The sequence below is a fragment of the Streptomyces sp. NPDC028910 genome (genome assembly GCF_055564955.1).
Window position 1 is genome coordinate 39,214 of sequence record NZ_JBVHVF010000033.1, and the last position, 21,931, is coordinate 61,144.

Annotated in this window: 23 protein-coding genes; 10 read left to right on the forward strand and 13 right to left on the reverse strand. The window is 72.0% G+C overall.

Annotated elements, in window-relative coordinates; translation table 11 throughout:
* Window positions 1–431: 431 nt before the first annotated feature.
* The gene (locus tag ACZ4TV_RS29675) at window positions 432–1,250 is read left to right on the forward strand and encodes an isocitrate lyase/PEP mutase family protein (protein ID WP_468138178.1); all 819 of its coding nucleotides are present in this window, start codon (window positions 432–434) and stop codon (window positions 1,248–1,250) included.
* A 44-nt stretch (window positions 1,251–1,294) separates the two neighbouring features.
* Window positions 1,295–2,233 (forward strand): EamA family transporter, encoded by a 939-nt coding sequence (locus ACZ4TV_RS29680; RefSeq protein WP_468138179.1) that lies wholly within the window; start codon window positions 1,295–1,297, stop codon window positions 2,231–2,233.
* A 12-nt stretch (window positions 2,234–2,245) separates the two neighbouring features.
* Here ACZ4TV_RS29680 and ACZ4TV_RS29685 read toward each other — a convergent pair whose 3' ends face one another.
* The 4 genes from ACZ4TV_RS29685 to ACZ4TV_RS29700 form a co-directional block, all read right to left on the reverse strand.
* Window positions 2,246–3,037 carry a trypsin-like serine peptidase gene (locus tag ACZ4TV_RS29685; protein WP_468138180.1) on the reverse strand — a complete coding sequence of 264 codons (792 nt, stop codon included), beginning with the start codon at window positions 3,035–3,037 and terminating at the stop codon, window positions 2,246–2,248.
* A complete protein-coding gene (locus ACZ4TV_RS29690; protein ID WP_468138181.1) occupies window positions 3,034–4,137 on the reverse strand; it encodes an alpha/beta hydrolase in 1,104 nt (367 codons plus the stop codon). Before ACZ4TV_RS29690 ends, ACZ4TV_RS29685 begins: the two co-directional genes overlap by 4 nt.
* A 149-nt stretch (window positions 4,138–4,286) precedes the next feature.
* A complete protein-coding gene (locus ACZ4TV_RS29695; RefSeq protein ID WP_468138238.1) occupies window positions 4,287–5,297 on the reverse strand; it encodes an alpha/beta hydrolase in 1,011 nt (336 codons plus the stop codon).
* A gap of 351 nt (window positions 5,298–5,648) precedes the next feature.
* Complete coding sequence (locus ACZ4TV_RS29700; RefSeq protein WP_468138183.1) at window positions 5,649–6,086, reverse strand: MarR family winged helix-turn-helix transcriptional regulator; 438 nt, start codon at window positions 6,084–6,086, stop codon at window positions 5,649–5,651.
* Window positions 6,087–6,166: 80 nt separating this feature from the next.
* Here ACZ4TV_RS29700 and ACZ4TV_RS29705 point away from each other — a divergent pair, with 80 nt between their 5' ends.
* A complete protein-coding gene (locus tag ACZ4TV_RS29705) occupies window positions 6,167–7,177 on the forward strand; it encodes an SMP-30/gluconolactonase/LRE family protein (protein ID WP_468138184.1) in 1,011 nt (336 codons plus the stop codon).
* 3 nt (window positions 7,178–7,180) lie between these two features.
* Here the strand turns inward: ACZ4TV_RS29705 and ACZ4TV_RS29710 are convergent, their stop codons facing one another.
* The 5 genes from ACZ4TV_RS29710 to ACZ4TV_RS29730 form a co-directional block, all read right to left on the reverse strand.
* Window positions 7,181–7,750, reverse strand: a complete 570-nt coding sequence (locus ACZ4TV_RS29710; protein ID WP_468138186.1) for a hypothetical protein — start codon at window positions 7,748–7,750, stop codon at window positions 7,181–7,183.
* Window positions 7,751–7,781: 31 nt separating this feature from the next.
* Window positions 7,782–8,207 carry a PadR family transcriptional regulator gene (locus tag ACZ4TV_RS29715; protein WP_468138187.1) on the reverse strand — a complete coding sequence of 142 codons (426 nt, stop codon included), beginning with the start codon at window positions 8,205–8,207 and terminating at the stop codon, window positions 7,782–7,784.
* A gap of 64 nt (window positions 8,208–8,271) precedes the next feature.
* The gene (locus tag ACZ4TV_RS29720; protein ID WP_468138188.1) at window positions 8,272–9,666 is read right to left on the reverse strand and encodes an FAD-binding oxidoreductase; all 1,395 of its coding nucleotides are present in this window, start codon (window positions 9,664–9,666) and stop codon (window positions 8,272–8,274) included.
* 224 nt (window positions 9,667–9,890) lie between these two features.
* Window positions 9,891–11,525 (reverse strand): LuxR C-terminal-related transcriptional regulator, encoded by a 1,635-nt coding sequence (locus ACZ4TV_RS29725; protein ID WP_468138190.1) that lies wholly within the window; start codon window positions 11,523–11,525, stop codon window positions 9,891–9,893.
* Between the two features lie 117 nt (window positions 11,526–11,642).
* Window positions 11,643–12,176 (reverse strand): NUDIX domain-containing protein, encoded by a 534-nt coding sequence (locus ACZ4TV_RS29730; RefSeq protein WP_468138191.1) that lies wholly within the window; start codon window positions 12,174–12,176, stop codon window positions 11,643–11,645.
* 128 nt (window positions 12,177–12,304) lie between these two features.
* Between ACZ4TV_RS29730 and ACZ4TV_RS29735 the strand changes: the two genes are divergently transcribed.
* The 3 genes from ACZ4TV_RS29735 (at window position 12,305) to ACZ4TV_RS29745 (ending at window position 14,123) form a co-directional block, all read left to right on the forward strand.
* Window positions 12,305–13,372, forward strand: a complete 1,068-nt coding sequence (locus ACZ4TV_RS29735; RefSeq protein ID WP_468138192.1) for a polyprenyl synthetase family protein — start codon at window positions 12,305–12,307, stop codon at window positions 13,370–13,372.
* 225 nt (window positions 13,373–13,597) lie between these two features.
* On the forward strand, window positions 13,598–13,867 hold the full coding sequence (locus ACZ4TV_RS29740; RefSeq protein ID WP_019434848.1) for a type II toxin-antitoxin system Phd/YefM family antitoxin: 270 nt from the start codon (window positions 13,598–13,600) through the stop codon (window positions 13,865–13,867).
* Window positions 13,860–14,123, forward strand: coding sequence for a type II toxin-antitoxin system RelE family toxin (locus ACZ4TV_RS29745; protein ID WP_468138193.1), 264 nt, complete (start codon window positions 13,860–13,862; stop codon window positions 14,121–14,123). The genes ACZ4TV_RS29740 and ACZ4TV_RS29745 overlap by 8 nt, the downstream gene beginning before the upstream one ends.
* A gap of 69 nt (window positions 14,124–14,192) precedes the next feature.
* On the opposite strand, the gene ACZ4TV_RS29750 is transcribed toward ACZ4TV_RS29745, so the two are convergent.
* On the reverse strand, window positions 14,193–14,393 hold the full coding sequence (locus ACZ4TV_RS29750; protein ID WP_468138194.1) for a hypothetical protein: 201 nt from the start codon (window positions 14,391–14,393) through the stop codon (window positions 14,193–14,195).
* Between the two features lie 400 nt (window positions 14,394–14,793).
* Between ACZ4TV_RS29750 and ACZ4TV_RS29755 the strand changes: the two genes are divergently transcribed.
* Window positions 14,794–15,408 (forward strand): antibiotic biosynthesis monooxygenase, encoded by a 615-nt coding sequence (locus tag ACZ4TV_RS29755; RefSeq protein ID WP_468138196.1) that lies wholly within the window; start codon window positions 14,794–14,796, stop codon window positions 15,406–15,408.
* Window positions 15,409–15,491: 83 nt separating this feature from the next.
* On the opposite strand, the gene ychF is transcribed toward ACZ4TV_RS29755, so the two are convergent.
* The gene (ychF, locus tag ACZ4TV_RS29760; protein WP_468138198.1) at window positions 15,492–16,580 is read right to left on the reverse strand and encodes a redox-regulated ATPase YchF; all 1,089 of its coding nucleotides are present in this window, start codon (window positions 16,578–16,580) and stop codon (window positions 15,492–15,494) included.
* Between the two features lie 134 nt (window positions 16,581–16,714).
* Here ychF and ACZ4TV_RS29765 point away from each other — a divergent pair, with 134 nt between their 5' ends.
* A complete protein-coding gene (locus tag ACZ4TV_RS29765) occupies window positions 16,715–17,227 on the forward strand; it encodes a DUF6542 domain-containing protein (RefSeq protein ID WP_468138199.1) in 513 nt (170 codons plus the stop codon).
* Between the two features lie 83 nt (window positions 17,228–17,310).
* Here ACZ4TV_RS29765 and ppgK read toward each other — a convergent pair whose 3' ends face one another.
* A complete protein-coding gene (gene ppgK / locus ACZ4TV_RS29770; RefSeq protein WP_468138200.1) occupies window positions 17,311–18,087 on the reverse strand; it encodes a polyphosphate--glucose phosphotransferase in 777 nt (258 codons plus the stop codon).
* A gap of 21 nt (window positions 18,088–18,108) precedes the next feature.
* Window positions 18,109–19,113 carry a 4-hydroxy-3-methylbut-2-enyl diphosphate reductase gene (locus ACZ4TV_RS29775; RefSeq protein ID WP_468138202.1) on the reverse strand — a complete coding sequence of 335 codons (1,005 nt, stop codon included), beginning with the start codon at window positions 19,111–19,113 and terminating at the stop codon, window positions 18,109–18,111.
* 95 nt (window positions 19,114–19,208) lie between these two features.
* On the opposite strand from ACZ4TV_RS29775, the gene ACZ4TV_RS29780 reads away from it, so the two are divergent.
* Entirely contained in the window at window positions 19,209–20,609 is a 1,401-nt protein-coding gene (locus ACZ4TV_RS29780; RefSeq protein WP_468138203.1) for an APC family permease, read from the forward strand.
* Between the two features lie 33 nt (window positions 20,610–20,642).
* Window positions 20,643–21,893, forward strand: coding sequence for an exodeoxyribonuclease VII large subunit (xseA, locus tag ACZ4TV_RS29785; protein ID WP_468138204.1), 1,251 nt, complete (start codon window positions 20,643–20,645; stop codon window positions 21,891–21,893).
* Window positions 21,894–21,931: the final 38 nt, after the last annotated feature.

The following is a 21,931-nucleotide window of genomic DNA, read 5'->3' on the forward strand; positions in this document are numbered from 1 at the left end:
CGCCGGCGGGGCTGGATTCGGCTGATGCCGTCCGCTGGCACAGGCCCGGCACCGCAGCCCCTGCGGCGCCACCCCCGGGCCCTGCCCGGACCCGCGCCTCAAACGCCGGCGGGGCTGGAATTGCCCTGCGGGCATCCAGCCCTGGCGGGCGGCACAGATTCAGCCCCGCCGGCGCTTGAGGCGCGGGGCCCGGGGCGGAGCCCCGATGCTTCGGCCTCGCCGCGCCATCCAGCCCCGCCGGCGTTTGAGGCGCGGGGTCCGGGGCGGAGCCCCGATGCTTCGGCCTCGCCGCGCCATCCAGCCTCGCCGGCGTTTGAGGCGCGGGGTCCGGGGCGGAGCCCCGGCAGTGGCGTCGCGCCCGGACACCGCGCCCCGGCCTAGACGTCGGAAATCCGCGAGCCCACGAGCCGCCCGTCTGGTCAACTGGCCACATGACCACCAACCTTGACCTCGCCGCCAAAGCCACCGCCTTCGCCGGGCTGCACACGCCCGCCCTCCCCCTCGCCCTCGCCAACGCCTGGGACGTCGCCAGCGCCCGCATCGTCGAGGCCACCGGCGCCCCCGCCGTCGCCACCACCAGCGCCGGCGTCGCCTGGTCCCTCGGCTCCCCCGACGGCGACGCCCTCGCCCGCGACCGCGCCCTCGACCTCGTCGCCCGCGTGACCGCCGCCGTCTCCGTCCCCGTCACCGCCGACATCGAGGGCGGCTTCGGCGCCGATCCGGCCGCCGTCGGCGAGACCGTCACCGGGGTCCTCGCGGCCGGCGCGGTCGGCATCAACATCGAGGACGGCCCCCGCGACCCCGCCGAGCAGGCCGAACGCCTGGCCGCGGCCCGCGCCGCGGCCGACGCCGCCGGGGTCCCGCTCTACATCAACGCCCGCGTCGACACGTACCTCAGGGGCCTCGGCGACCCCGCCACCCGCCTCGACGAGACCCTCGCCCGCGCCGCCGCCTACCTCCGTGCCGGAGCCTCCGGCATCTTCGTGCCGGGCGTCCTCGACCCGGCCACCGTCGCCGAGCTCGCCAAGGGCATCGACGCCCCCCTCAACGTCCTCCTCGGCCCCGACGCCCCGACCGTCGCCGCCTTCGGCGCCCTCGGCGTGTCCCGCGTGAGCCTCGGCTCCTGGGTCGCCGAAGCCGCGTACGCCGTCGTCCGCCGCGCCTCCGAGGAGCTGATCTCCGCCGGCACGTACGGAGCGCTCGCGCACTCGCTGCCGTACGGCGATCTGAACGACCTGCTCAAGGGCTGAGAAACCCACAAGCTTGCATGGACCAACGACCATAGGATCCGGCCATGAGCACCTCGACTCCGGTGGACGAGAAGTCCACGGCCACCCCGCGCGGCAAGATAACCGGCGCGGTCTGGACCGCTCTCGCCCTCGTCTACGTCATCTGGGGCTCGACCTACCTCGGCATCCGGATCGTCGTCGAGACCATGCCGCCCTTCCTCTCCGCCGGAGCCCGCTTCATCACCGCCGGCCTGCTGCTGGCCGCCGTCGTCGCCTGGCGGTACGGTCCGGCCGCGCTCCGGGCCACCCGTGCGCAGCTCGGCTCGGCGGCCCTGGTCGGCCTGCTGCTGATCCTCGGCGGCAACGGCCTGGTCGTCCTCGCCGAGGTCTCGGTACCGTCGGGGCTGGCCGCGCTGCTGGTCGCGGCGGTGCCGATGTGGGTGGTGGTGTTGCGGGCCGGCACCGGGGACCGGCCTCCGGCGCGCACCCTGGGCGGGGTGCTGGTCGGCCTGGCCGGGCTCGCGGTGCTGACCAGTCCGGGGCTCAGCGGTGCGGTGCGGCTGTCGGGGGTGCTGATGGTGGTGGCGGCGTCCGTCCTGTGGTCGCTGGGCTCGTTCTCCGCGTCGAAGCTGACGCTGCCGGGCAATCCCTTCACGGGCAGCGCGTACCAGATGCTCGCCGGCGGAGCGGCCGCGGTGGTCGTCGGCCTGCTGCGCGGCGAGCACCGCGGCCTGGACCCGGCGGCCTTCTCCACCGCTTCCTGGCTGGCCCTGGGATACCTGATCCTCTTCGGCTCGCTCGTCGGTTTCACGGCGTACGTGTGGCTGCTCCAGGCCGCGCCGCTGTCCCTGGTGTCCACGTACGCGTACGTCAATCCGGTCGTCGCCGTCGCACTCGGCGCGCTGATCCTCGACGAGGCGCTGACCTGGCCGATCCTGGTCGGCGGTGCGATCGTCGTGGCGGCGGTGGGCGTGATCGTCAGCACGGAGCGCAGCAAGAAGTAGGCAGCGCTCGGCTCAGCCCCGCGCGGCCCGCTCGTACAGCGCCTTCGCGTGCTCGTCGAACAGCGCGGCCGTGGAGTCCACGTCCGTGTCCCCGCCGCTCAGCACGCCGATCAGCCGCCCGGCACGCTCCGGCCCGCCCCGGTCGGCGATCCAGGGGCTGCCGCTGGTCCCGGTCCAGAAGCCCGCGCAGCTCATGTAGAGCATGTCGGGATCGTCCTCGTCGTGGCGGGTGTGCGTCGTGCAGGAGACGGGCTTGTTCTGCGGGTTGTGCTCGGACTCCGGATAGCCGACGACGGTCACGTCCCGCTCGTACCCGGAGGTCCATTCGGGCTTCGGGGCCTCGGCGCGGCCGCCGACCGCCTCCTGGACGCTGCGCCCGTCCTCGTCCGGCGCGATGGTGAGGAAGGCGAAGTCGGCGGTGTCCTCGCCCCACTTCCTCCAGCGGTCGTCCACGTGGATCGAACGGACCTGCCACACGCCCAGCGGCTGGGTGCCGTCGCCCTCGCCGGAGAAGGCGGGGGCGAAGGAGAGCTCGCCGATGGCCAGGCCGTCGTGGGCCAGCTCGCCCGGCTGCCCGTCCTCGCCGGCGGGGGCCACGCAGTGCGCGGCGGTGGCGACGACATTGCCCTTCGGGCTGTCGACGACACTCGCCGTGCACCAGTGTTCGCCGCCCGCCATGAGCACGCCGACGGTGGGGAAGGGGAGCACGGGCCGGTCGCCCGGCACCTTGAGGAACGCGACGGCGCACACCGCGGCGATCCCCGCGGCCGCGGCCGCCGATGCCCCCTTCACCACCGGGCTCATCGCACGCCGGGGTCGGGTGTCGGTGCCTTCATCACCTTGCTGATCCACTCCAGGGAGCCCTCCCTCATGCCGCGCACGTACGACTTTCCGTTGTGCTCACCATCCTGGATCACTTGCAGCGAGGTGTGCACGGGGCCCCTCCCGTAGTCGTTCATGAACTTCTCGGCCTTGTCGCGGCCGCTCTCCGCGGTGCCGATCTGGAACTTGATGTAGACGTCGGGACCGCCCGCCTTGATCAGCTTCGCGGCGAGCTTCTCGGGGTTGTTCTCGTCCATGGCCTGCGTGTTCCCGTTCCACAGCGGGGAATCGGGGACGATGTCGACCCCGCTCGCGATGGCGGCCTTGAACCGGTCGGGGTACTTCAGGACGTGCTTGAAGGCGCCGAAGCCGCCCGAGGAGGAGCCCATGAAGGCCCAGCCGTCGCGGGAGGTGAAGGTGCGAAAATTGGCCTTCGTGAAATCCGGGACGTCTTCGACCATCCAGGTGCCCATCTTGGGCTGACCGGGGATGTCCGAGCCGTCGAAGTGGTGCTTGGTGTCGCCGTTGATCACCGGCATGACGAGGATGAAGGGCAGACTCGTACCGGCCTTGGCCCCGTCGCTCACGGCCTTCTGGAGGCCGAGGGCGGGGCCCGTCCCCCAGTAGTTCGTGGGGTAGCCGCGGCCGCCGGGCAGGGAGATCAGGACCGGGAAACCGCTCTTGGCGTACTTCGGGTCGTCGTACTCCTTCGGCACCCACACCCACACGTCACCCGTGAATCCGGACTTCTTGCCCGTGAGGGTGGTCTTGCCGATCTGGGTGCCGTCGGGCAGCCGGTTGGTGCGGACGAACTCGGCCGCCGGCCCGGTGGGCATGAGCACTTCGGGCGGCACGGCGGGGGTGGCGGCGGTGGCGGTGGCGGTGGCGGAGGCCTTCTCCTGGACCTTCCCGAAGGAGACCGGGTCCCCTACGTCGGAGAAGAGCCCGTACTTGTACGCTGCCGCTCCGCCTCCGGCGAGGGTGAGCGCGAGCCCGCCGCTGATCAGAAGCAGGCGCAGGCGGTGGGGGCGACGGCCGCCCTGGGTCATGGGGCTGCCGTCGCCCTGCTGGTCATGCTGCACGGTTGTGTCCCGTTCCTTCTCCGGCGCTCACCTCGGAGCGCGGGTCGGACCGATCGGTCCCCCTTACACCCCTTACAGAGGTGTGAACGACGGGATGGGTTGCCTGGGACGGGCGGGACGTGGCGAGCGCCACGGGGCGGGAGGGCCGGTCAGGCGGCGTCGGGCTTCGGGGCCTTGAGCACCTTGCTGATCCACTCCAGGGAGCCTTCCTTCATGCCCCGGACGTAGTGCCAGCCGTTGTGCTCGCCGTTCTGGATGTCGCGGATGGTCGTCTTGACGGGGCCCTTGCCGTACGACTGCACGAACTTCGTCATCCGGTCCTTCCCGCTCTCCTTCGTGCCGATCTGGAAGTTGATGTAGACCTCGGGGCCGTTGCTGTCGATCAGCTTCTTGGCGAGCTTCTCGGGGTTGTTCGCGTCCATCTCCGCCTGGTGGCCCTTCCACAGCGGGGAATCGGGGACGATCTCGCCGCCGCTGGCGATCACGGCCTTGAACTTGTCCGGGTGCTGAAGGACCGTCTTCATCCCGACGAAGGCGCCGGAGGAGGAGCCCATGAAGGCCCAGCCGTCACGGGACTTGTACGTACGGAAGTTGGCCTTGGTGAAGGCCGGGACGTCCTCGGCGATCCACGTGCCCATCTTGGCCTGGCCGGGGATGTCGGAGCCGTCGTAGTAGTACTTGTTGTCCGGGTTGAGCACCGGCATGATCACGATGAACGGCAGGCTGGTACCGGCCTGGACGCCCTCGCTGATGGCCTTCTGGAGGCCGAGGCTGCGGTCGGCCCAGTAGTTGGCCGGGAAGCCGTTGCCGCCGGGGAGCGCGATGAGCACCGGGAAACCGCTCTTGGCGTACTTCGGGTCGTCGTACTCCTTGGGCGCCCACACCCACACGTCGCCCTCGAAGCCGGACTTCGCGCCCGCGAGGCGGGTCTTGGCGATGATCGTGCCGTCGTCGAGCTTGGTGGTCTGCTTGAAGTCGGACTTCGGGCCGGTGGGCATGAGCACGTCCGGGTCGCCGGAGGGCTTGGCGGGGGTCGCCGGCGCGCCCGGGTCGCTCTTCCCGCTAGCCGGGGGCGGGGGCGTCTTGCCGAAGCTCACGGCCTCGCCGTTGCCGGAGAACCAGTCGAGCTTCCAGGCGGCGAACCCGCCGCCGCCGAGCAGGAGCGCGAGGGCGACCACCGCGGCGATCCATATGCGGCGCCGGGACCGCTGGGGCCGCGGGGGCTGGGGATACGGGTCCTGGTGGGGCGGGTCCGGCTGGTACGGGCCCTGCTGGTGCGGGTCCGGCTGGTACCCCTGGGCCGGGAACTCCGGGTAAGGCTGGTCGTCAGGCCGCGGGCGCTGCGGGTACTGGTGCACGAACTTCGCTCCGAACGGTCATGGTTGCCCCCAGGGGAGGGGACAGAAACGATTGGGCATCCCCTAGTCCTGATGTGCGAATCCCCCGGACAGTTCCAAATCGCGGCAAAAGAATGATCGGGCTCTCATGGCCGGGCTCTCATGACCGCGACCTCAACGCTGGGCGTCCAGTACCTGCGCGCACCGCCCCAGGAGCAGGATGAGCTGCTCCCGCTCCGCCGCGGTGAACTCGGCGGCGAGCGCCCGCTCCACCCTGACGGCCCCCGCGTCCGCCAGCTCCATGGCGGCGCGGCCGTCCTCCGTGAGCCGGGTCTCCAGCACGTTGCGGTGCCATTCGTGCGGGGTCCGCTCGATCAGCCCGCGCTCCTGAAGGTTCTTCAGCACGGTGTTCATGGTCGGCGGCGTCACCCCGCACAGCCGCGCGAGCGCGGCGGCGGAGATGCCGGGCTTCTCGGCCAGCCAGAGCAGCGCGGCGTACTGCGGAACCGTTACTGCGGCCGGCTTGCACGCGATGTTCTTGGCCGCGAGCAGCGCCTGCTCGGCGCGCTTGATGTGCGCGCCGATGCGCTCCTCGGGGGGCATGGAGGTCATTCCCGCATCCTACGACCCTTGCAACCATTAGAGCCCTAACATATCTTCGTCCTCACCCATCGAGGAGAGGACGTCTGCTCATGCGCACACCCCAGAGGAAGCTCCTGCCCACCACGGTCCTGGCCCTCACCACGGCCCTGGCCACCGCGCTCACCGTGGGCGCGGCACCCGCCCGGGCGACCGACGGCCGGATATCCACCGCCTTCGTCATCCCCGGCGAGAAGGTCTACCCCGAGGGCATAGCCACCGACCCGCGGACGCGCACCGTCTACGTCGGCTCGTACGCGGACGGCACCGTCTACCGGGCCCGCGCGGGCCGGCGTACCGCCGAGGTCTTCCTGCCCGCCGGCACGGACGGCCGGCGCACGGCGAACGGACTGCGCGTCGACGCCCGGGGCCGTCTGTGGGTGACCGACTCCACCTCCGGCGTCTCCGTCTACGACACCGCCTCCGGGGCGCGCCTGGCCCACTTCGAGGTCGCCGGGACACCGTCCGGGACGGCGGCTACCGGCCTCTTCGTCAACGACCTGACCCTGACCCCGGACGGCACGGCGTATCTGACCGACAGCATCCGTGCGGTCATCTACCGCGTGACCCCGGCCCAGCTCGCCGTCGGCAGCGGAGCCCTGACCCCCGCCTACGACCTCACCCCGGCCCTGCGTCCCCGGCCCGCCGGCGGCTTCAGCCTGAACGGCATCGTCTCCGACCGCGCCGGTCGCTACCTCCTCACCGTCGACATGGCGGCGGGCGACCTCTACCGCGTCGACCTCGCCACCGGCGCCGTCCGCCGCGTCGACCTCACCGGCGGCGACATGAAGGCCGCCGACGGCCTGGACCTCTCCACGGACGGCACCCTGCGCGTGGCGCACAACGTCTCCAACACGCTGACCCGCTGGCAGCTCACCGCCGACGGCACCCGCGCCCGCCTGACCCGCACGATCACGGACCCGTCCCTGCAGATCCCCACGACCCTGGCCCACACCCCGGGCCGCACGCTGGTGGTCCGCTCGCAGTTCGACAAGGGCGGCCCAATGACGCCGAGCACGGGCACCCCCACGACCTTCACGATCGCTTCGGTCCGCGGCCTCTGACGTTCAGCGGGCGTCACCCTCGCGGTCGCTCTTCCGGGCCCGTACGTCGGCGACGGCGTACGGCAGCCCGGGCAGCAGCAGGACCGGCGCGGCCCACAGCGGCAGCGTGAACAGCGGTCCGTCGCCGGCCAGCCAGTCGGTGAGCACCGCCGCGGGCAGACCGACGGCGAGGGCGGCCGCCCACCTCTGGCGCAGGCCCATGCCGCCCCGCCGCAACTCCCAGGCGACCGTGGCCGTGCCGAGGACCGTCCAGAAGGCGACGTAGCCGGCGGTCACGGTCAGCTGGGTGGTCCACCGGACCAGGTACGAGAACAGCAGGAGCCAGCCGAGTGCGAAGCAGGCCATGGACACCGTGCGCAGCACCCGGCGGGAGAGCGGGGCGCGCGCCCGCGCCCATGACGCGGCGAAGGCCCGGACGTCCCGGCCGACGACGTCCTCGGCCGTGCGGCCGGCGCCCTCCGCGTCCTCCAGGTGCGCGGAGAGCTCGTCGAGCATCTCCCGCACGGAGGCGTCGTCGATCCCCCGGTACTCCCAGTTGCTGCGGCAGGCCGCGAGTATCTGCGTGTTCGTCATGGTGCGCTTTCCCCCGTGAATACGTGCCGGATTACGTGCCGGAGTGCTTGCCAGGTCGCGTGCCAGGTTCGGTGCCGGCTTGCGTGCCAGGTTCGGTGCCGGCCGGCATGCCGGTCAGGATCCGGCCCACCTGCGCGGCGAAGGCCTGCCAGTCGGCCCGGCCACCGCCCAGCTCGGTGCGCCCCGCCTCGGTCAGGCGGTAGTACTTGCGCGGGGCGCCGCCGTTGGGGGACGGGGCGCGGTACGAGGAGATGAGCCCCGCCCGCTCCATCCGTGCGAGCAGCGGATAGATGCTGCCGTCGCTGACCAGCTCCAGCCCACCGGCGGCGAGCGCCTGCGCGAACTCGAAGCCGTACCGCGGCCGTTCGGCGATCAGCGACAGCAGACACAGGTCGAGCACTCCGCGCAGGAGCTGACTGCGCCGCTGGTCACCGGTCGCGGGCAGCTCCTTTGTCATGCGGTACAAGATAGTGCGAACTCCCTTGCACTGCAAGACAGTTCCCCGGACGCGCACATTCCTCCTAGGGCGCGATGTTGTGGTTCAGCCGGAACAGGTTCGCGGGGTCGTAGCGCCGCTTGACCGCCGCCAGCCGGTCGTAGTTCTCCCGGTAGTTGGTGCGGACCCGGCCCTGGTCGTCCTGGTCCATGAAGTTGACGTACGCGCCCTCCAGCGAGTGCGGCTTCAGGGCCTCGGCGAAGCGGCGCACCCAGTCGACGTTCGCCTCGTATTCCGCGCGCGTGGTCAGCGTGTGGTTGAGGGCGGTCGAGAAGTCTGCGTCGCGGTAGGCGAAGGCGGTCGCCCCGGGGGCCACCCGGTGGCAGGCGCCGTCGATGGGGAACACCACCGTCGAGCTCTGGATGGAGGGGGTCGAAGCCCCGTACTCCACGTACGCGTCGATGGCCCCGTCCGGCAGCCCCCTGCTGAAGGTGCCCTTCCAGTAGTGGAAGAGCCCTGCGGGGAGCAGTTCGTCGAAGAGGGTGTTGATCACGGGGTACGGCATGCGTCCCACGTGCCGGCCGATGACCGGGCCGAGGCCGGCGAGGCGGTCACGGATCTCGTCGTCCTGCGTCTGCGGTCCGCTCCAGCAGGTGAGGACACCGCACAGGGGCCGGCCGTGCCAGCGCTCGGGCAGGAACGGGAGGGGTGGCCCGAGCCCTACGACGAGCAGCGCGCCGAGCCGCTCGTCGGACTCGGCGATCAGCTCGCGGTAGCGCCGCAGTACGTCGCCGTCGAGCGGGTAGAAGGTCGGGCCGCCCAGAATGTCGGTCACGGGGTGAAGCCGGTAGAGGAAGGAGGTGACGACCCCGAAGTTCCCGCCTCCGCCACGCAACGCCCAGAAGAGGTCGGCGTTCTCGTCGCTCGCCTCCTGTGACACGGTCACGAAGGATCCGTCGGCGGTGACGACATCGGCCGCGAGCAGGTTGTCGCAGGCCAGCCCGCAGCGCCGGGCCAGGTGGCCCATGCCGCCGCCGGTGGTGAGGCCGCCGATGCCGGTGCTGGACACCACTCCCCCGGTGGTGGCCAGGCCGAAGGCGTGCGTGGCGTGGTTGAAGTCGGCCCAGGTGCAGCCGCCCTCGGCCCGGGCCGTTCGGGTCGCCGGGTCGACGCGGACCGCGCGCATCCGGGAGAGGTCGAGTACCACCCCGTCGTCGCAGGTGCCGTAGCCGGCGACGCCGTGGCTGCCGCCGCGGACCGCCAGGACCAGGTCCTGCTCCCGGGCGAAGTTCACGGTGGCGATGACATCGCCCGCGTCCGCGGCGCGTACGACGGCTGCGGGGCGCTTGTCGTGGATCGCGTTGTAGACCCTGCGGGCCTCGTCGTAGCCGGGCTCGCCGGCCTGGATCACGTCGCCGTGGACGGCCGCCCGCAGCTGCTCCGCGAGTGCGCTGTCCAGGGCCGGTGCGAGGGTGCTCATGACCGCCACCGCCTTGTGAGGGGTTCGGGTGGGACTCCGTAGCTCCTTTGTAGAGGTGTCCGGAGGTGGCCCTCATCGCCGGAACCACCCATCCGGCCGATCACGGCATGGGCAGAACGGCCCACGCCCCGCCTCCGCGTCCGCGCCTGCACTGCACTGCACTGCGCCTGCACCCGCACCCGCACCCGCACCCGCACGCGCACCCGCACGCGCATCCGCCGATTTCAGACCAGTCCGTGCGTGTAGGCGTACGCCGTGGCGGCGGCCCGCGAGGACACGTCGATCTTGGCGAATATGTTGTTGAGGTGCCGGGCGACGGTGTGCTCGCTGATGGTGAGCTCGGCGGCGATGGCCCGGTTGGTCCGCCCGGCGGCGACCAGGCGGAGCACGTCGATCTCCCGTGCGGTCAGCTCGCCCGGCAGCCGCAGCAATGCCGCCGCCCGGCGGACGTCGGGCACCGCGCCCAGCGCTTCGAAGGCCGCGTGGGCGGCGCGCAGTTCGAGCCGGGCGCTCTCCTCGTCCCCGGCGGCCCGGTCGGCGGCGGCCAGCGTCATCCTGACCAGCGCGGCCTCGTACGGGACTCCCAGCTCCAGCCACAGCGCCAGCGCCCGGTGCAGCAGCGGCAGCGCGCGCCGCAGATCGCGCTCGGCGAAGGCGACGGCGCCGCCCGCCCAGGCCGCGGTCGCGTGCGGAGGGGTGCGCTCGGACGCGCACCGCCGCTGCCACGCGTCGGCGATCGCGGCCAGCTCGTCGGCCGCCGCGCGGGCCTGGTCGAGCCGTCCCAGGGCGAGCGAGATCTCCACCTGGGCCGCGAGCAGCCGCCCCCGCCGCCGGTCTCCGCCATCGGCGGCGAGGGCGACGCGTAGAGCGGCCTCGGCGGCGTAGGCCTTCCCCTGGGCGAGGAGCAGCAGGGCGAGTCCGGGCTGCGGGTCCCGCCCGAGCTCGTGAGCCCGGGCGTACGAAGCCCCGGCGGCGGCGTACTCACCGCGCCTGCGCTGGATCTCGCCCACCAGGTACACCGCCTCCGCGGCGATCAGCGCCTCGTACGGCAGCAGCTCCTCGCAGGTCAGGGCAGCCTCGGTGACGGCCTGCGGCCAAGAGCCGCGCAGCTCCAGCACCTCGACCCGGTGTACGCGGCACAGCCCGCGGAAGTTGTTCTCCTCGGGCATCGTGGCGCACCAGGCCATGGCCGCGTCGGTCCACTCGGCGGCCCGTTCGAGGTCGGCGCAGGCCATGCACTGCTGAAGGCCGAGGCAGTAGATCCAGCCGGTGAAGAAGGCGCTGAGCTCCCCCGCCGTGGCCGCGCACATCGCGTCGTCGAGCCGCGCGAGCCCTTCGGCGAACCGGCCCTCGGCGAGCAGTACGCCCGCCTGGGCCTGCGTACTCATGGCGAGGAGATCGGCGCTGCCGCAGCGCCGCGCGATGGCGGCCATCCGGCGGGCCTGGTCCATGGCTTCGCCGTAGGCACCGCGCGCCTGCGCCTCCTGGGCGTCGACCCAGGCGAGGTAGCACTGCTCGACGCACTCGGGTTCGCCGCCGAGCTGCTGCCGCGCCCGCCCCAGCCAGCCGGCGGCCGCGGCGGTGCGCCCGGCCAGCTGGTGCTCGTAGAAGAGCATCCACGCGCAGTACCCGGCCCGCCTGGCGTCGCCCTTCCGCGCGTACCCGGCGTAGGCCCTGGTGCGGGCCGCGACCGACTCGTCGATGCGACCGGTCCACCAGGCGGCGTCGGCGAGCGCGTCGAGGTCGTCGGCGTCGAGGAGCTCCGGGTCGACGCCGCGCAGCGCCCCGTGGACCTCACCCCACGCCTCGCGGGACACCGCCTCCCGGGCCCGTTCGACGGCGTACCTGCTCTCGCCCACGCGCGCCTCCCTTCAGGCTCTTCGCCCGCCCGCGGCCCCTCTCACCAGCATAGGAAGAGCAACTGCTCCCCGCCGGGGCGGCGGGACACGCCGCCGCGGGGGCTTCTACTCACTCCACTACTCACTCCACCCGTGAAGGGACACCTGAGGGCCTCCGGCGATGTAGCGGTCGAGGGCGCCGGCCGTCGTCGGCACACACGGCCGGGGGAGGGCGTCGGCGTCGACCCAGCGGACGTGGGAGTGCTTGCCGGGCTCGCGGTTCTCGGGTTCGCCGGTCCATTCGTGGGTGACGAAGACGACCGTGAGGAAGCCGCCCGGGGCCTCGACGCCCCAGGCGCCGTGGGTGATGTGGGCCAGGCGGAGGGACTCGGGCTTCACGGTGAGACCCGTCTCCTCGTAGAGCTCGCGCACCGCCGTTGCCGTGATCGGCTCTCCCGGCTCGCTCTTACCGACCGGCAGGTCCCACTTGCCCGGGGCGAACCTGGCGTTCTCGCTGCGCTGGAGGAGCACGATGCGGTTGGTCGCCTTGTCGTGGACGATGACGGCCGCGACCAGCGAGGTCATCGAGTCGAGCGCCGGCTCGAGGGCTGGGGGGCGGTCGTCGGTCTGCTGAGCCACGGGATTCCCTTCGTCGGGCGGGTTCTCGGGCATGTTAGGCGCGGGCGGGACGGTCCGTGGCGCGTCCCACGAACGGCGGACACACCTGTGATCGTCGCTGTCGTTAGGCGAACGGAGGGCCCGAGCGGCCCTGGGGGACGATGCGGCCGGGCGAGGGATCGATGACACACACACCGGTGCACGGCGCCAGCCTTCTGAGCGCGTCCGAAGGCGGGGCGGACGCCGAGGAGCTCCTGAGGCGGGGGTCGGAGCTCGTCGATCCCCCGCTGCGGGAGGTCGTGGAGCGGCTGCACCCGTCCATGTCCACGGTGTGCCGGTACCACCTGGGATGGGACGCCGACGGATCCCAGGGCACGGTGGGGCAGGCGGCCAAGCGGGTCCGGGCCGCGCTCGCGCTGCTTTCGGTGCGCTCCGTCGGCGCGCCGGAGGAGTTCGCCGCCGTGGCCGGTACGGCGGTGGAGCTCGTGCACCAGCTCTCCCTGCTGCACGACGACATCATGGACGGTGACACGGAGCGGCGGGGCAGGCCGGCCGCGTGGGCCCGGTTCGGTACCGGCTCCGCCGTGCTGGCCGGTGACGCCCTCATCGTCCAGGCCGTCGCCACGATCCTGCACGCGCGGGCCCCGGGAGCACACGCGGCCCTGGCGGAAGTCGTCGCGGCCCTGGAGCAGATGGTGGAGGGCCAGGCGGAGGACCTCGCCCTGGAGCGCCTGCCCCTTCACGAGATGTCCGCGAGCCGGTACGTGTGCATGGCACGCGGTAAGACCGGCGCGCTCTTCGGCTGTGCGGCGGCCCTCGGGGCCGTTCTCTCGGACGCGCCACCGGCCGTGGTGCGCGCGCTGCGCGGCGCGGGCCGCAGCCTCGGCGTGGCGTTCCAGATCCTCGACGACGTGCTCGGCCTGTGGGGCGACAGCGAGGTCACCGGGAAGCCCGTCGGCACGGACGTGATCCGCGGCAAGAAGACCCTTCCGCTGGTTCTCGCCGCCACATCGGCCTCCGCCGAAGGCCGGCGGATCACGGCCCTGCTCGGCGCCGCCCAGCCGTCACCGGCCCACGTCCCGGAAATCATGCGCCTGTTGGACGCCACGGGCAGCCGGGAACGCTCCGAGGAAGCCGCCGCCCACCACGTGGCGTCGGCCCTCGCCACGCTGGACGGGGCGATGCTCCCCCACGACGTGCCGCGACAGTGGCGTTCTCTCATCAACCGCCTGTCCCACCGCAGGCGCTGACCCATCCAGGAGGAAGACTCACGGTGCCCGCCAGCCCGTACGCCCTGCGCGTGCACGGCTCGGCGCGGCAGACCGGCGAACGCGAAGGCCCGGTAGGCCGGCGCTGCCACTCAGCTGGAATCGCCCGGGGCAGCACATCCAGCGCGCCGCGACCGCGGGGAGGGACCCTCTCCACCTCAACGGCGCGCGTTGTGTACACATGGGACACTCGGTACGCTTGAGCGCATGACGCAGCCACTGCCCATAGAGTCCATCCGTGACGTGCGCGCACACTTGGCGGAGGTCGTGGAGCGCGCAGACCGCGACGACGTGCCCACAGTGATCACGCGCCGAGGCAAGGAAGTCGCCGCCGTCGTCTCCATCGAGGTACTGCGCAAGTACCAGGAGTGGGAAGAGCGCGAGATCAACCGCATCATCGACGAGCGCATGGCCAACCCGGCACCCGGCATCCCGATCGAGGACATCATGAGGGAGACGCTGGCGCGCGGTGAGTGAGTACCGGGCGGTCTTCCGACCCGAAGCTCAGGCAGAGCTGCGCAAGATCCCCCGCGACATGGCGCTCCGCATCCTGGCCAAGCTGACCGAGCTGGAAAGCGACCCACTCGGGTTCGACACCACCGCACTCGTGTCCCAGCCCGAACGCCGCCGCCTGCGCGTCGGCGACTACCGCGTCGTCTACACGATCGACAACGGTGAACTGGTGGTGTGGGACGTGCACATCGGGCATCGCTCCACCGTTCACGACACCTGACCCCCTGCGCCAGGAACAGCTGCGCTCGGTGCGCGGCGTCATAGGCCAGTGTGTCCGCGCCCCAGCGCGTCATTGCGCCTCCAGGTCAAGGTTCAGCTGGACCAGCGGACGTTCGCGAACGCTGGTGAGGAACGGATCCTCCGTACGGGCCTCCCACGCCTCGGCGGAGACCCGATGGACGTTGACCTCACGACGCAGGCGTCGGGACGCCTCCTCGGCAAGGTCGAAGAGCGCGTCGGCGTCGGGGTCACCCAGAACGAGGACATCCACATCGGCGGGCGGCGGCCCGGCTCACCGTTGTACCGAGCGGCCCAAGAACCGTAGATATAGGCGCGCTCTACGCCTTCGAGTGCCGCCAGCGCATCAGTGAGCACGGGCACGGGGCCGAAGGAGACGGACATTGAAGCGGAACGTGCACCACAACGCTCCCACCTGCGGAAACGCGCTCCACGCCGCTCCAGGTCAGCACAGAATCAGCACCGTCACAGAGACCGTCGCACAAGATGCCGACTTGTCGCCCAGTGGCTCCATAGGAAGCCACGAGCACCCAGCGACGGGCCGCCTCTTCACCTGATTGCCCCGGCCATGTTGCCTCCCATCCGCCCCAGCCATCGCATGGAGTGGGGAACGCGAGCCCGCACGGGGCCACCGCAAGGCAGGAAAGGGCGCTATGTACGTTCGCAGCATCTATGCAACGGGTGATCCGGCCGAGCTCGACGGGGTCGCCGAGGCGCTCCGGACCGACGGGCGCGCGCTGCTGTCGGCGCAGCCGGGCTTTCGCGGGATGGGGCTGTTCGCCGACCGCGAGCTCGGCAAGCTCCTGGTGGGATCGTGGTGGGAGGACGAGGCTTCCCGGCAGGCCAGCTACGAGAACCTGAGCAAGCGGCGGGCCGAGATGATGGCGCCCTTCGCGCAGACCGTGACGGTCGACAACTGGGAAGCGGCGGTCGCCCGACGCGCAGAGGAACTCGGGCCGGGCGCGGGGTTCCGGCTGCTCCGCATGGACGTCGAGCCGGCCGACCTCGACCTGCTAGTGGACACGTTCCGCGACACCTCACTGCCCAAGGTCCAGGAGATTCCAGGACTGGCCGGCATCTCCCTGCTCATCGACCGCGACCGGGGCAGAGCCGCTGTCGGCGCGCTCTACACCGACCGCGACACACTCGTGGCATCCCGTGGCGCCGTCGCGGCGGTCCGCGGAGAGGTCACGGCGAAGGCCCGCGTGACCACCCGCAGCCTTGAGGAATTCGAGGTGATCCTCGCCACGGCGGTCCCCCACGCCTGACCCGCGCCGCCCCGGAGCAGTTGACACCGAAGGGGGCGGCTCCCGGAGGAGCCGACCCCTTGACGTGCCGTCGTGCGTGCGGATCAGACGTTGAAGCGGAACTCGACCACGTCGCCGTCCTGCATGACGTAGTCCTTGCCCTCCATGCGGGCCTTGCCCTTGGCGCGGGCTTCGGCGACCGAGCCGCAGGCGACCAGGTCCGCGAAGGAGATGACCTCGGCCTTGATGAAGCCGCGCTGGAAGTCGGTGTGGATCACGCCGGCGGCCTCGGGGGCGGTGGCGCCCTGCTTGATCGTCCAGGCGCGGGTTTCCTTCGGGCCGGCCGTCAGGTAGGTCTGGAGGCCCAGGGTGGCGAAGCCGACGCGGCCGAGGGTCGCGAGGCCGGGCTCGTCCTGGCCGACCGACTGGAGGAGCTCGAGGGCCTCGTCGTCGTCCAGCTCGGAGAGGTCCTGCTCCAGCTTGGCGTTGAGGAAGATCGCCTCGGCGGGGGCGACGAGCGCGCTCTGCTCGGCCTTGAAGGCGTCGTCCGTCAGCTCGTCCTCGTCCACGTTGAAGACGTAGAGGAAGGGCTTCGTGGTGAGCAGGTGGAGCTCGTGGAGGAGGTCGCCCTGCTCCGTGCCCTTCGTGATGCCCTTGGAGAAGAGGGTGTCGCCCGCTTCGAGGATCTTCTGGGCCGACTCGACGGCGGCCAGCACCGCGACCTTGTCCTTCTGGAGGCGGGCCTCCTTCGTCAGGCGCGGCACCGCCTTCTCGATGGACTGGAGGTCGGCGAGGATCAGCTCGGTGTTGATCGTCTCGATGTCGTCCTTCGGCGAGACCTTGCCGTCGACGTGTACGACGTTCTCGTCCTTGAAGGCGCGGATGACCTGGCAGATGGCGTCCGACTCGCGGATGTTCGCGAGGAACTTGTTGCCCAGGCCCTCGCCCTCCGAGGCGCCGCGCACGATGCCCGCGATGTCGACGAAGTCGACCGTCGCCGGGAGGACCCGCTGCGATCCGAAGATGCCCGCGAGAACGGCCAGGCGCTTGTCCGGGACGCCGACGACACCGACGTTCGGCTCGATGGTGGCGAACGGGTAGTTGGCCGCCAGCACGTCGTTCTTGGTCAGGGCGTTGAACAGGGTCGACTTGCCGACATTCGGCAGGCCGACGATTCCGATCGTGAGCGACACGTTGGGACTTCCCGTAGCTGGAGGGGGCGGAGGCCCGGTAGTGGGCCACCGGACAGTTTACTTTCCGATGAGTGGCGGTGGATGTACGCGTGTCCACGGCCCGATCCGACGGCCTCCCCGCCTAGTTTGGTGGGGTGGAGCAACACAGGACGCGACCGGCCCCTTACCCCCGGCGACCCCCTGCCCAGCGAAGGGTGGCCCGGACCACCGCGGTGCCCGCCCAGGGCGGCCGCCCGCGGCCCCCGCTCGCCCGGCGGATGCCCCGGCCCCGGCTGACCGGGCTCGGCGGCGGGCTGTTCGCGTGCGCCGCCATGGTGCTCGTCGCCGGGATTTGCTGGCTGCTCTTCGGCTCCTCGCTCTTCGTCTACGGGCTGCTCTTCCCGCCCGTCGCGGCCGCCACCGCGCTCTGGGTACGGCCCGCCGACCTGATCACGGCGCCGATCAGCGTCCCCATCGCCTTCGCCGCCGGTGTGTGGCCCATCTCCGGCGGCTCCGGCGGCTTCGGCGGGCAGCTGATGGGGCTGGTGTCCGCCCTGTCGCTGCACGCCGGCTGGCTGTACGCGGGGACGCTGGTCGCCGCCCTGATCGCCGTGGTCAGGAAGGCCGTACTCATCGGCAGGCGGCGGCTTCCCCGACGCGTCGCCTAGTGCTGTGACCGGGAAGGTTCACCGGGGCGCGACGCCCGGCAAACCTTCCCGGCCACAGCACTAGGGGCCCGGCCCCGGCCCTACTAGGCCTTCGCCTCTGCCGTCGCCGTCGCCCCGGTCGCCGCGGCCGTCGCCGCCATCGCCGCTCCCACGATGCCCGCGTTGTTCTGGAGCGCCGCCGGGACGATCTCGGCCCGGATGCCCTCGATCAACGGCAGGAACTTCTCCGGTTTGCGGCTGACGCCCCCGCCGATGATGAAGAGGTCCGGGGAGAACAGCATCTCCACGTGGGCGAGGTACCTCTGGACGCGGTGCGCCCAGCGCTCCCACGTCAAGCCCCCGTCCTCCTTGGCCTTCACCGACGCGCGCGTCTCCGCGTCGTGGCCCTTCAGCTCCAGGTGCCCGAGCTCGCTGTTCGGGACCAGCCGCCCGTCCGTGAACAGGGCGCTCCCGATGCCCGTCCCCAGGGTGAGCAGGATGACCGTGCCGTCCCGGCCGCGCCCGGCCCCGTACGTCATCTCCGCGACCCCCGCCGCGTCCGCGTCGTTCAGGACCGTGACCGGCAGGCCGCCCAGCTCGCGCGAGAGCAGCGCCGCCGCGTCGACGCCGACCCACGCCTCGTCCATGTTGGCCGCGGTACGGATGACACCCGCCGTGACCACCCCCGGGAAGGTGACCCCGACCGGGCCCGACCAGGAGAACGCGCCGACCACCTCCGCGACGCAGCCGGCCACCCCCTCGGGGGTGGCCGGCTGCGGTGTCAGTACTTTGTGGCGCTCTCGCGCCAGGTCGCCGCGGTCCAGGTCCACGGGAGCGCCCTTGATCCCGGATCCGCCGATGTCCACACCCATGATCTGCATGGACATACCGTACGAAAGGAGTTACTTGTCGGCGACCAGTTCCGCGGCTTCGGCGCGCAGGTCGCGGCGCAGCTCCTTGGGCAGCGAGAAGACGATCGACTCCTCGGCGGTCTTGACGATCTCCACGTCCGCGTAGCCGCGCGCCGCCAGCCACTCCAGGACCTCCTCGACGAGGACCTCCGGCACCGAGGCGCCCGAGGTGAGGCCGACCGTGGTGACGCCCTCCAGCCAGGCCTCGTCGATCTCGCTCGCGAAGTCGACCAGGTACGCGGCGCCCGCGCCCGCGTCGAGCGCGACCTCGACCAGCCGGATCGAGTTCGAGGAGTTCTTCGAGCCGACCACGATGACCAGGTCGGAGTCGGCGCCCATCACCTTGACGGCGGCCTGCCGGTTCGAGGTGGCGTAGCAGATGTCGTCGCTGGGCGGCGACACCAGCAGCGGGAACTTCTGCTTCAGGGCGTCGACCGTCTCCATCGTCTCGTCGACCGAGAGGGTGGTCTGCGACAGCCAGACGACCTTCGACTCGTCCCGCACCTCGACGCGCGCCACGTCGTCCGGGCCGTCGACGATCGTGATGTGGTCCGGTGCCTCGCCGGAGGTGCCGATGACCTCCTCGTGGCCCTCGTGGCCGATGAGGAGGATGTCGAAGTCCTCGTTCGCGTACCGGATGGCTTCCTTGTGCACCTTGGTGACCAGCGGGCAGGTCGCGTCGATCGTCGCGAGCTTGCCGCGCGCCGCCTCCTCGTGCACCACCGGCGCCACTCCGTGCGCGGAGAACATCACGATGGAGCCCTCGGGCACCTCCTCCGTCCGCTCGACGAAGATGGCGCCCTTCTTCTCCAGCGTCTGGACGACGTACTTGTTGTGCACGATCTCGTGGCGGACGTAGACCGGCGCACCGTACTGCTCAAGGGCTTTCTCGACGGCGATCACGGCTCGGTCCACGCCCGCGCAGTAGCCGCGGGGCGCGGCGAGCAGGACACGGCGGGAAGCGGGAGCGGGGGCGGGAGCAGTCATGGGCTCCATCGTACGGGGGTCTCCAGGAGGCCGGGCGCTGGCCGTACGGCACACACTTGCCCGGGAGACCCGAAAGCCTGTCCCGCCTATCCCCCGGAGGACGGATGGCGTCCGCTACGGATTCCGGTGAGGCGGCCCCCACCGCGCTGCGGCGGAGCCTGGGCTTCCGGGATCTGGTCGTCTACGGGCTGCTCTTCATCGCCCCCATGGCCCCGGTCGGGGTCTTCGGCACCCTGGACGCGAAGTCGCACGGCGCCGTCGCCCTCGTCTACCTCGTCGCCACCGTCGCGATGGGCTTCACGGCCTTCTCCTACGCCCAGATGGTGCGGGTCGCCCCGCAGGCCGGTTCGGTCTTCACGTACGCCCGCAAGGGCCTCGGCGAGGGGCCGGGGCTGATCGCCGGGTGGATGGCGATGCTCGACTACCTGCTGATCCCGGCGGTCGCGTACCTCTTCTCGGGGATCGCGATGAACGCGCTGGTGCCGGAGGTCTCCCGGTGGGTGTGGACGGCCCTGGCCGTCGTGGTCGCCACCCTGCTCAACCTGTGGGGCGTACGGGCGGCCGCGCGCGTGGGCTTCGCCGTGCTGGCCATGGAGATCCTGGTCCTCCTCGTCTTCCTGGTCGCCGCGGTGACCGTCCTGGTCCGGGACGGGGCGCGGCGCGGCTGGCTCTCCCCGCTGACCGGCGACGGCTCGCTGGGCTTCAGCGTGGCCGCGGTGCTGGGCGCGGTGTCGGTCGCGGTCCTCTCGTACCTCGGCTTCGACGCCATCGCCTCCTTCGCCGAGGAGGTGACGGGCGGGAGCGCGAAGGTGGCGCGGGCGGTGCTGTTCTGCCTGGTGCTGGCCGGGGTGCTGTTCGTCGCCCAGAGCTATCTGGCGGCGCTGCTCATGCCCGCCTCCGCGGCGGAGCTGGCGGCCCAGCCCGTGAAGCAGGGCCCGGCCTTCTACGACGCGGTGGAGTCCTCGGTCGGGTCCTGGCTGCACGACCTGGTGGCGGTCAGCAAGGCGATCGGGGCGGCCTTCGCGGCGCTGGCGGGGCAGGCGGCGGCAGGGCGGCTGGTGTTCGCGATGGCCCGGGAGCGGCGGCTGCCCCGGGTGCTCGCGCGCACCTCGGACGGCACCCCGCGGCCGGCGCTGCTGGTGGCGGCCGCCGTCACGCTGATCGCCGCCGTGTGGGCGGCCCGGCGCGACGACGGGCTCGACCACCTGGTGTCCGTGGTGGACGTCGGGGCGCTGGCGGCCTTCACCCTGCTGCACGCGTCGGTGGTGGGCTGGTTCGTGGTCAAGCGGCGGGAGGGCGCGCCGGACTGGTGGAAGCACCTGGTGGTCCCGGTGCTCGGCGCGGCGGTGACCGTCGCGGTGATCTTCGAGGCCTCCTGGACGGCGCAGCTGGTGGGGGCGGTGTGGCTGGCGGTGGGTCTGGGGGTGCTCTTCGCCCAGCGCGGGCGGCGGGACGCCGACGGCGCCCCCCGGCTGCGGGGTCCCGACACCAGCGCCGGACCCTGAGACGCTGTCAGTGCGGCCGGATAGCCTGCGTGCATGGGTCTGAATACGTCGGCCGAGGCGCCGCTGCCGGTAGGCCAGGTGTCCCGGCTCATCGGGGGCTGGATCGAGCGGCTCGGTCAGGTGTGGGTGGAGGGGCAGATCACGCAGCTCTCGCGGCGGCCCGGGGCGGGGGTGGTCTTCCTGACGCTGCGCGACCCGTCGCACGACATCTCGGTCAGCGTGACCTGCTTCCGGCAGGTCTACGACGAGGTCGCGGACGTCGTGTCGGAGGGCGCGCGGGTCGTCCTGCTGGCCAAGCCGGAGTGGTACGCCCCGCGCGGGCAGCTGTCCCTGCGGGCCACGGAGATACGGCCGGTCGGCATCGGGGAGCTCCTCGCCCGGCTGGAGCGGCTGAAGCGGTCCCTGGCCTCCGAGGGACTCTTCGCGTCGGACCGCAAGAAGCCGCTGCCCTTCCTGCCGCAGCTGATCGGGCTGGTGGTCGGGCGGGCCTCGGCGGCGGAGCGCGACGTACTGGAGAACGCCCGGCGCCGCTGGCCGGCGGTCCGCTTCGAGGTGCGCAACGTCGCCGTGCAGGGTGTGCACGCGGTGCCCCAGGTGGTCCAGGCGGTCAAGGAGCTCGACGCCCTGGACGAGGTGGACGTGATCATCGTGGCGCGCGGCGGCGGCAGCGTGGAGGACCTGCTGCCCTTCTCCGACGAGCAGGTCGTACGGACCGTCGCCGCGGCCCGTACGCCGGTGGTGTCGGCGATCGGCCACGAGCCCGATTCCCCGCTGCTGGACCTGGTCGCGGACGTGCGGGCCTCCACGCCCACGGACGCGGCGAAGAAGGTGGTCCCGGACGTCGGCGAGGAACTGGAGCGCGTACGCCAGCTCCAGGCCCGGGGGCTGCGCGCGGTGAGCGGGCTGCTCGACCGGGAGGAGCGGGGGCTCGCGCAGGCGCTCGCCCGGCCGGTCTTCGTCCATCCGCAGCGGATGGTGGAGATGCGCCAGGACGAGCTGGACGCCCTGCTGGCGCGCGGGCGGCGCACGCTGGGTCACCTGCTGGACCGGGCCGACTCGGAGCTCGCCCACACCCTCGCCCGGGTGGTGGCGCTGTCCCCGGCCGCGACGCTGGAGCGGGGGTACGCCGTCCTGCAGCGGGCCGACGGCCATGTGGTGCGCTCGCCGCGCGAGGTCTCGGCGGACGAGGTGCTGCGCGCCCGGGTGGCGGAGGGCACGTTCTCGGTGCAGGTCTCCTCGGTGGAGGCCGCTGAGGCCGCGTCCGTGCCGGTCACCTCGGAGTAGCGGCACACGGCCGCGGTCAACTGACCGCGCGACGTCCG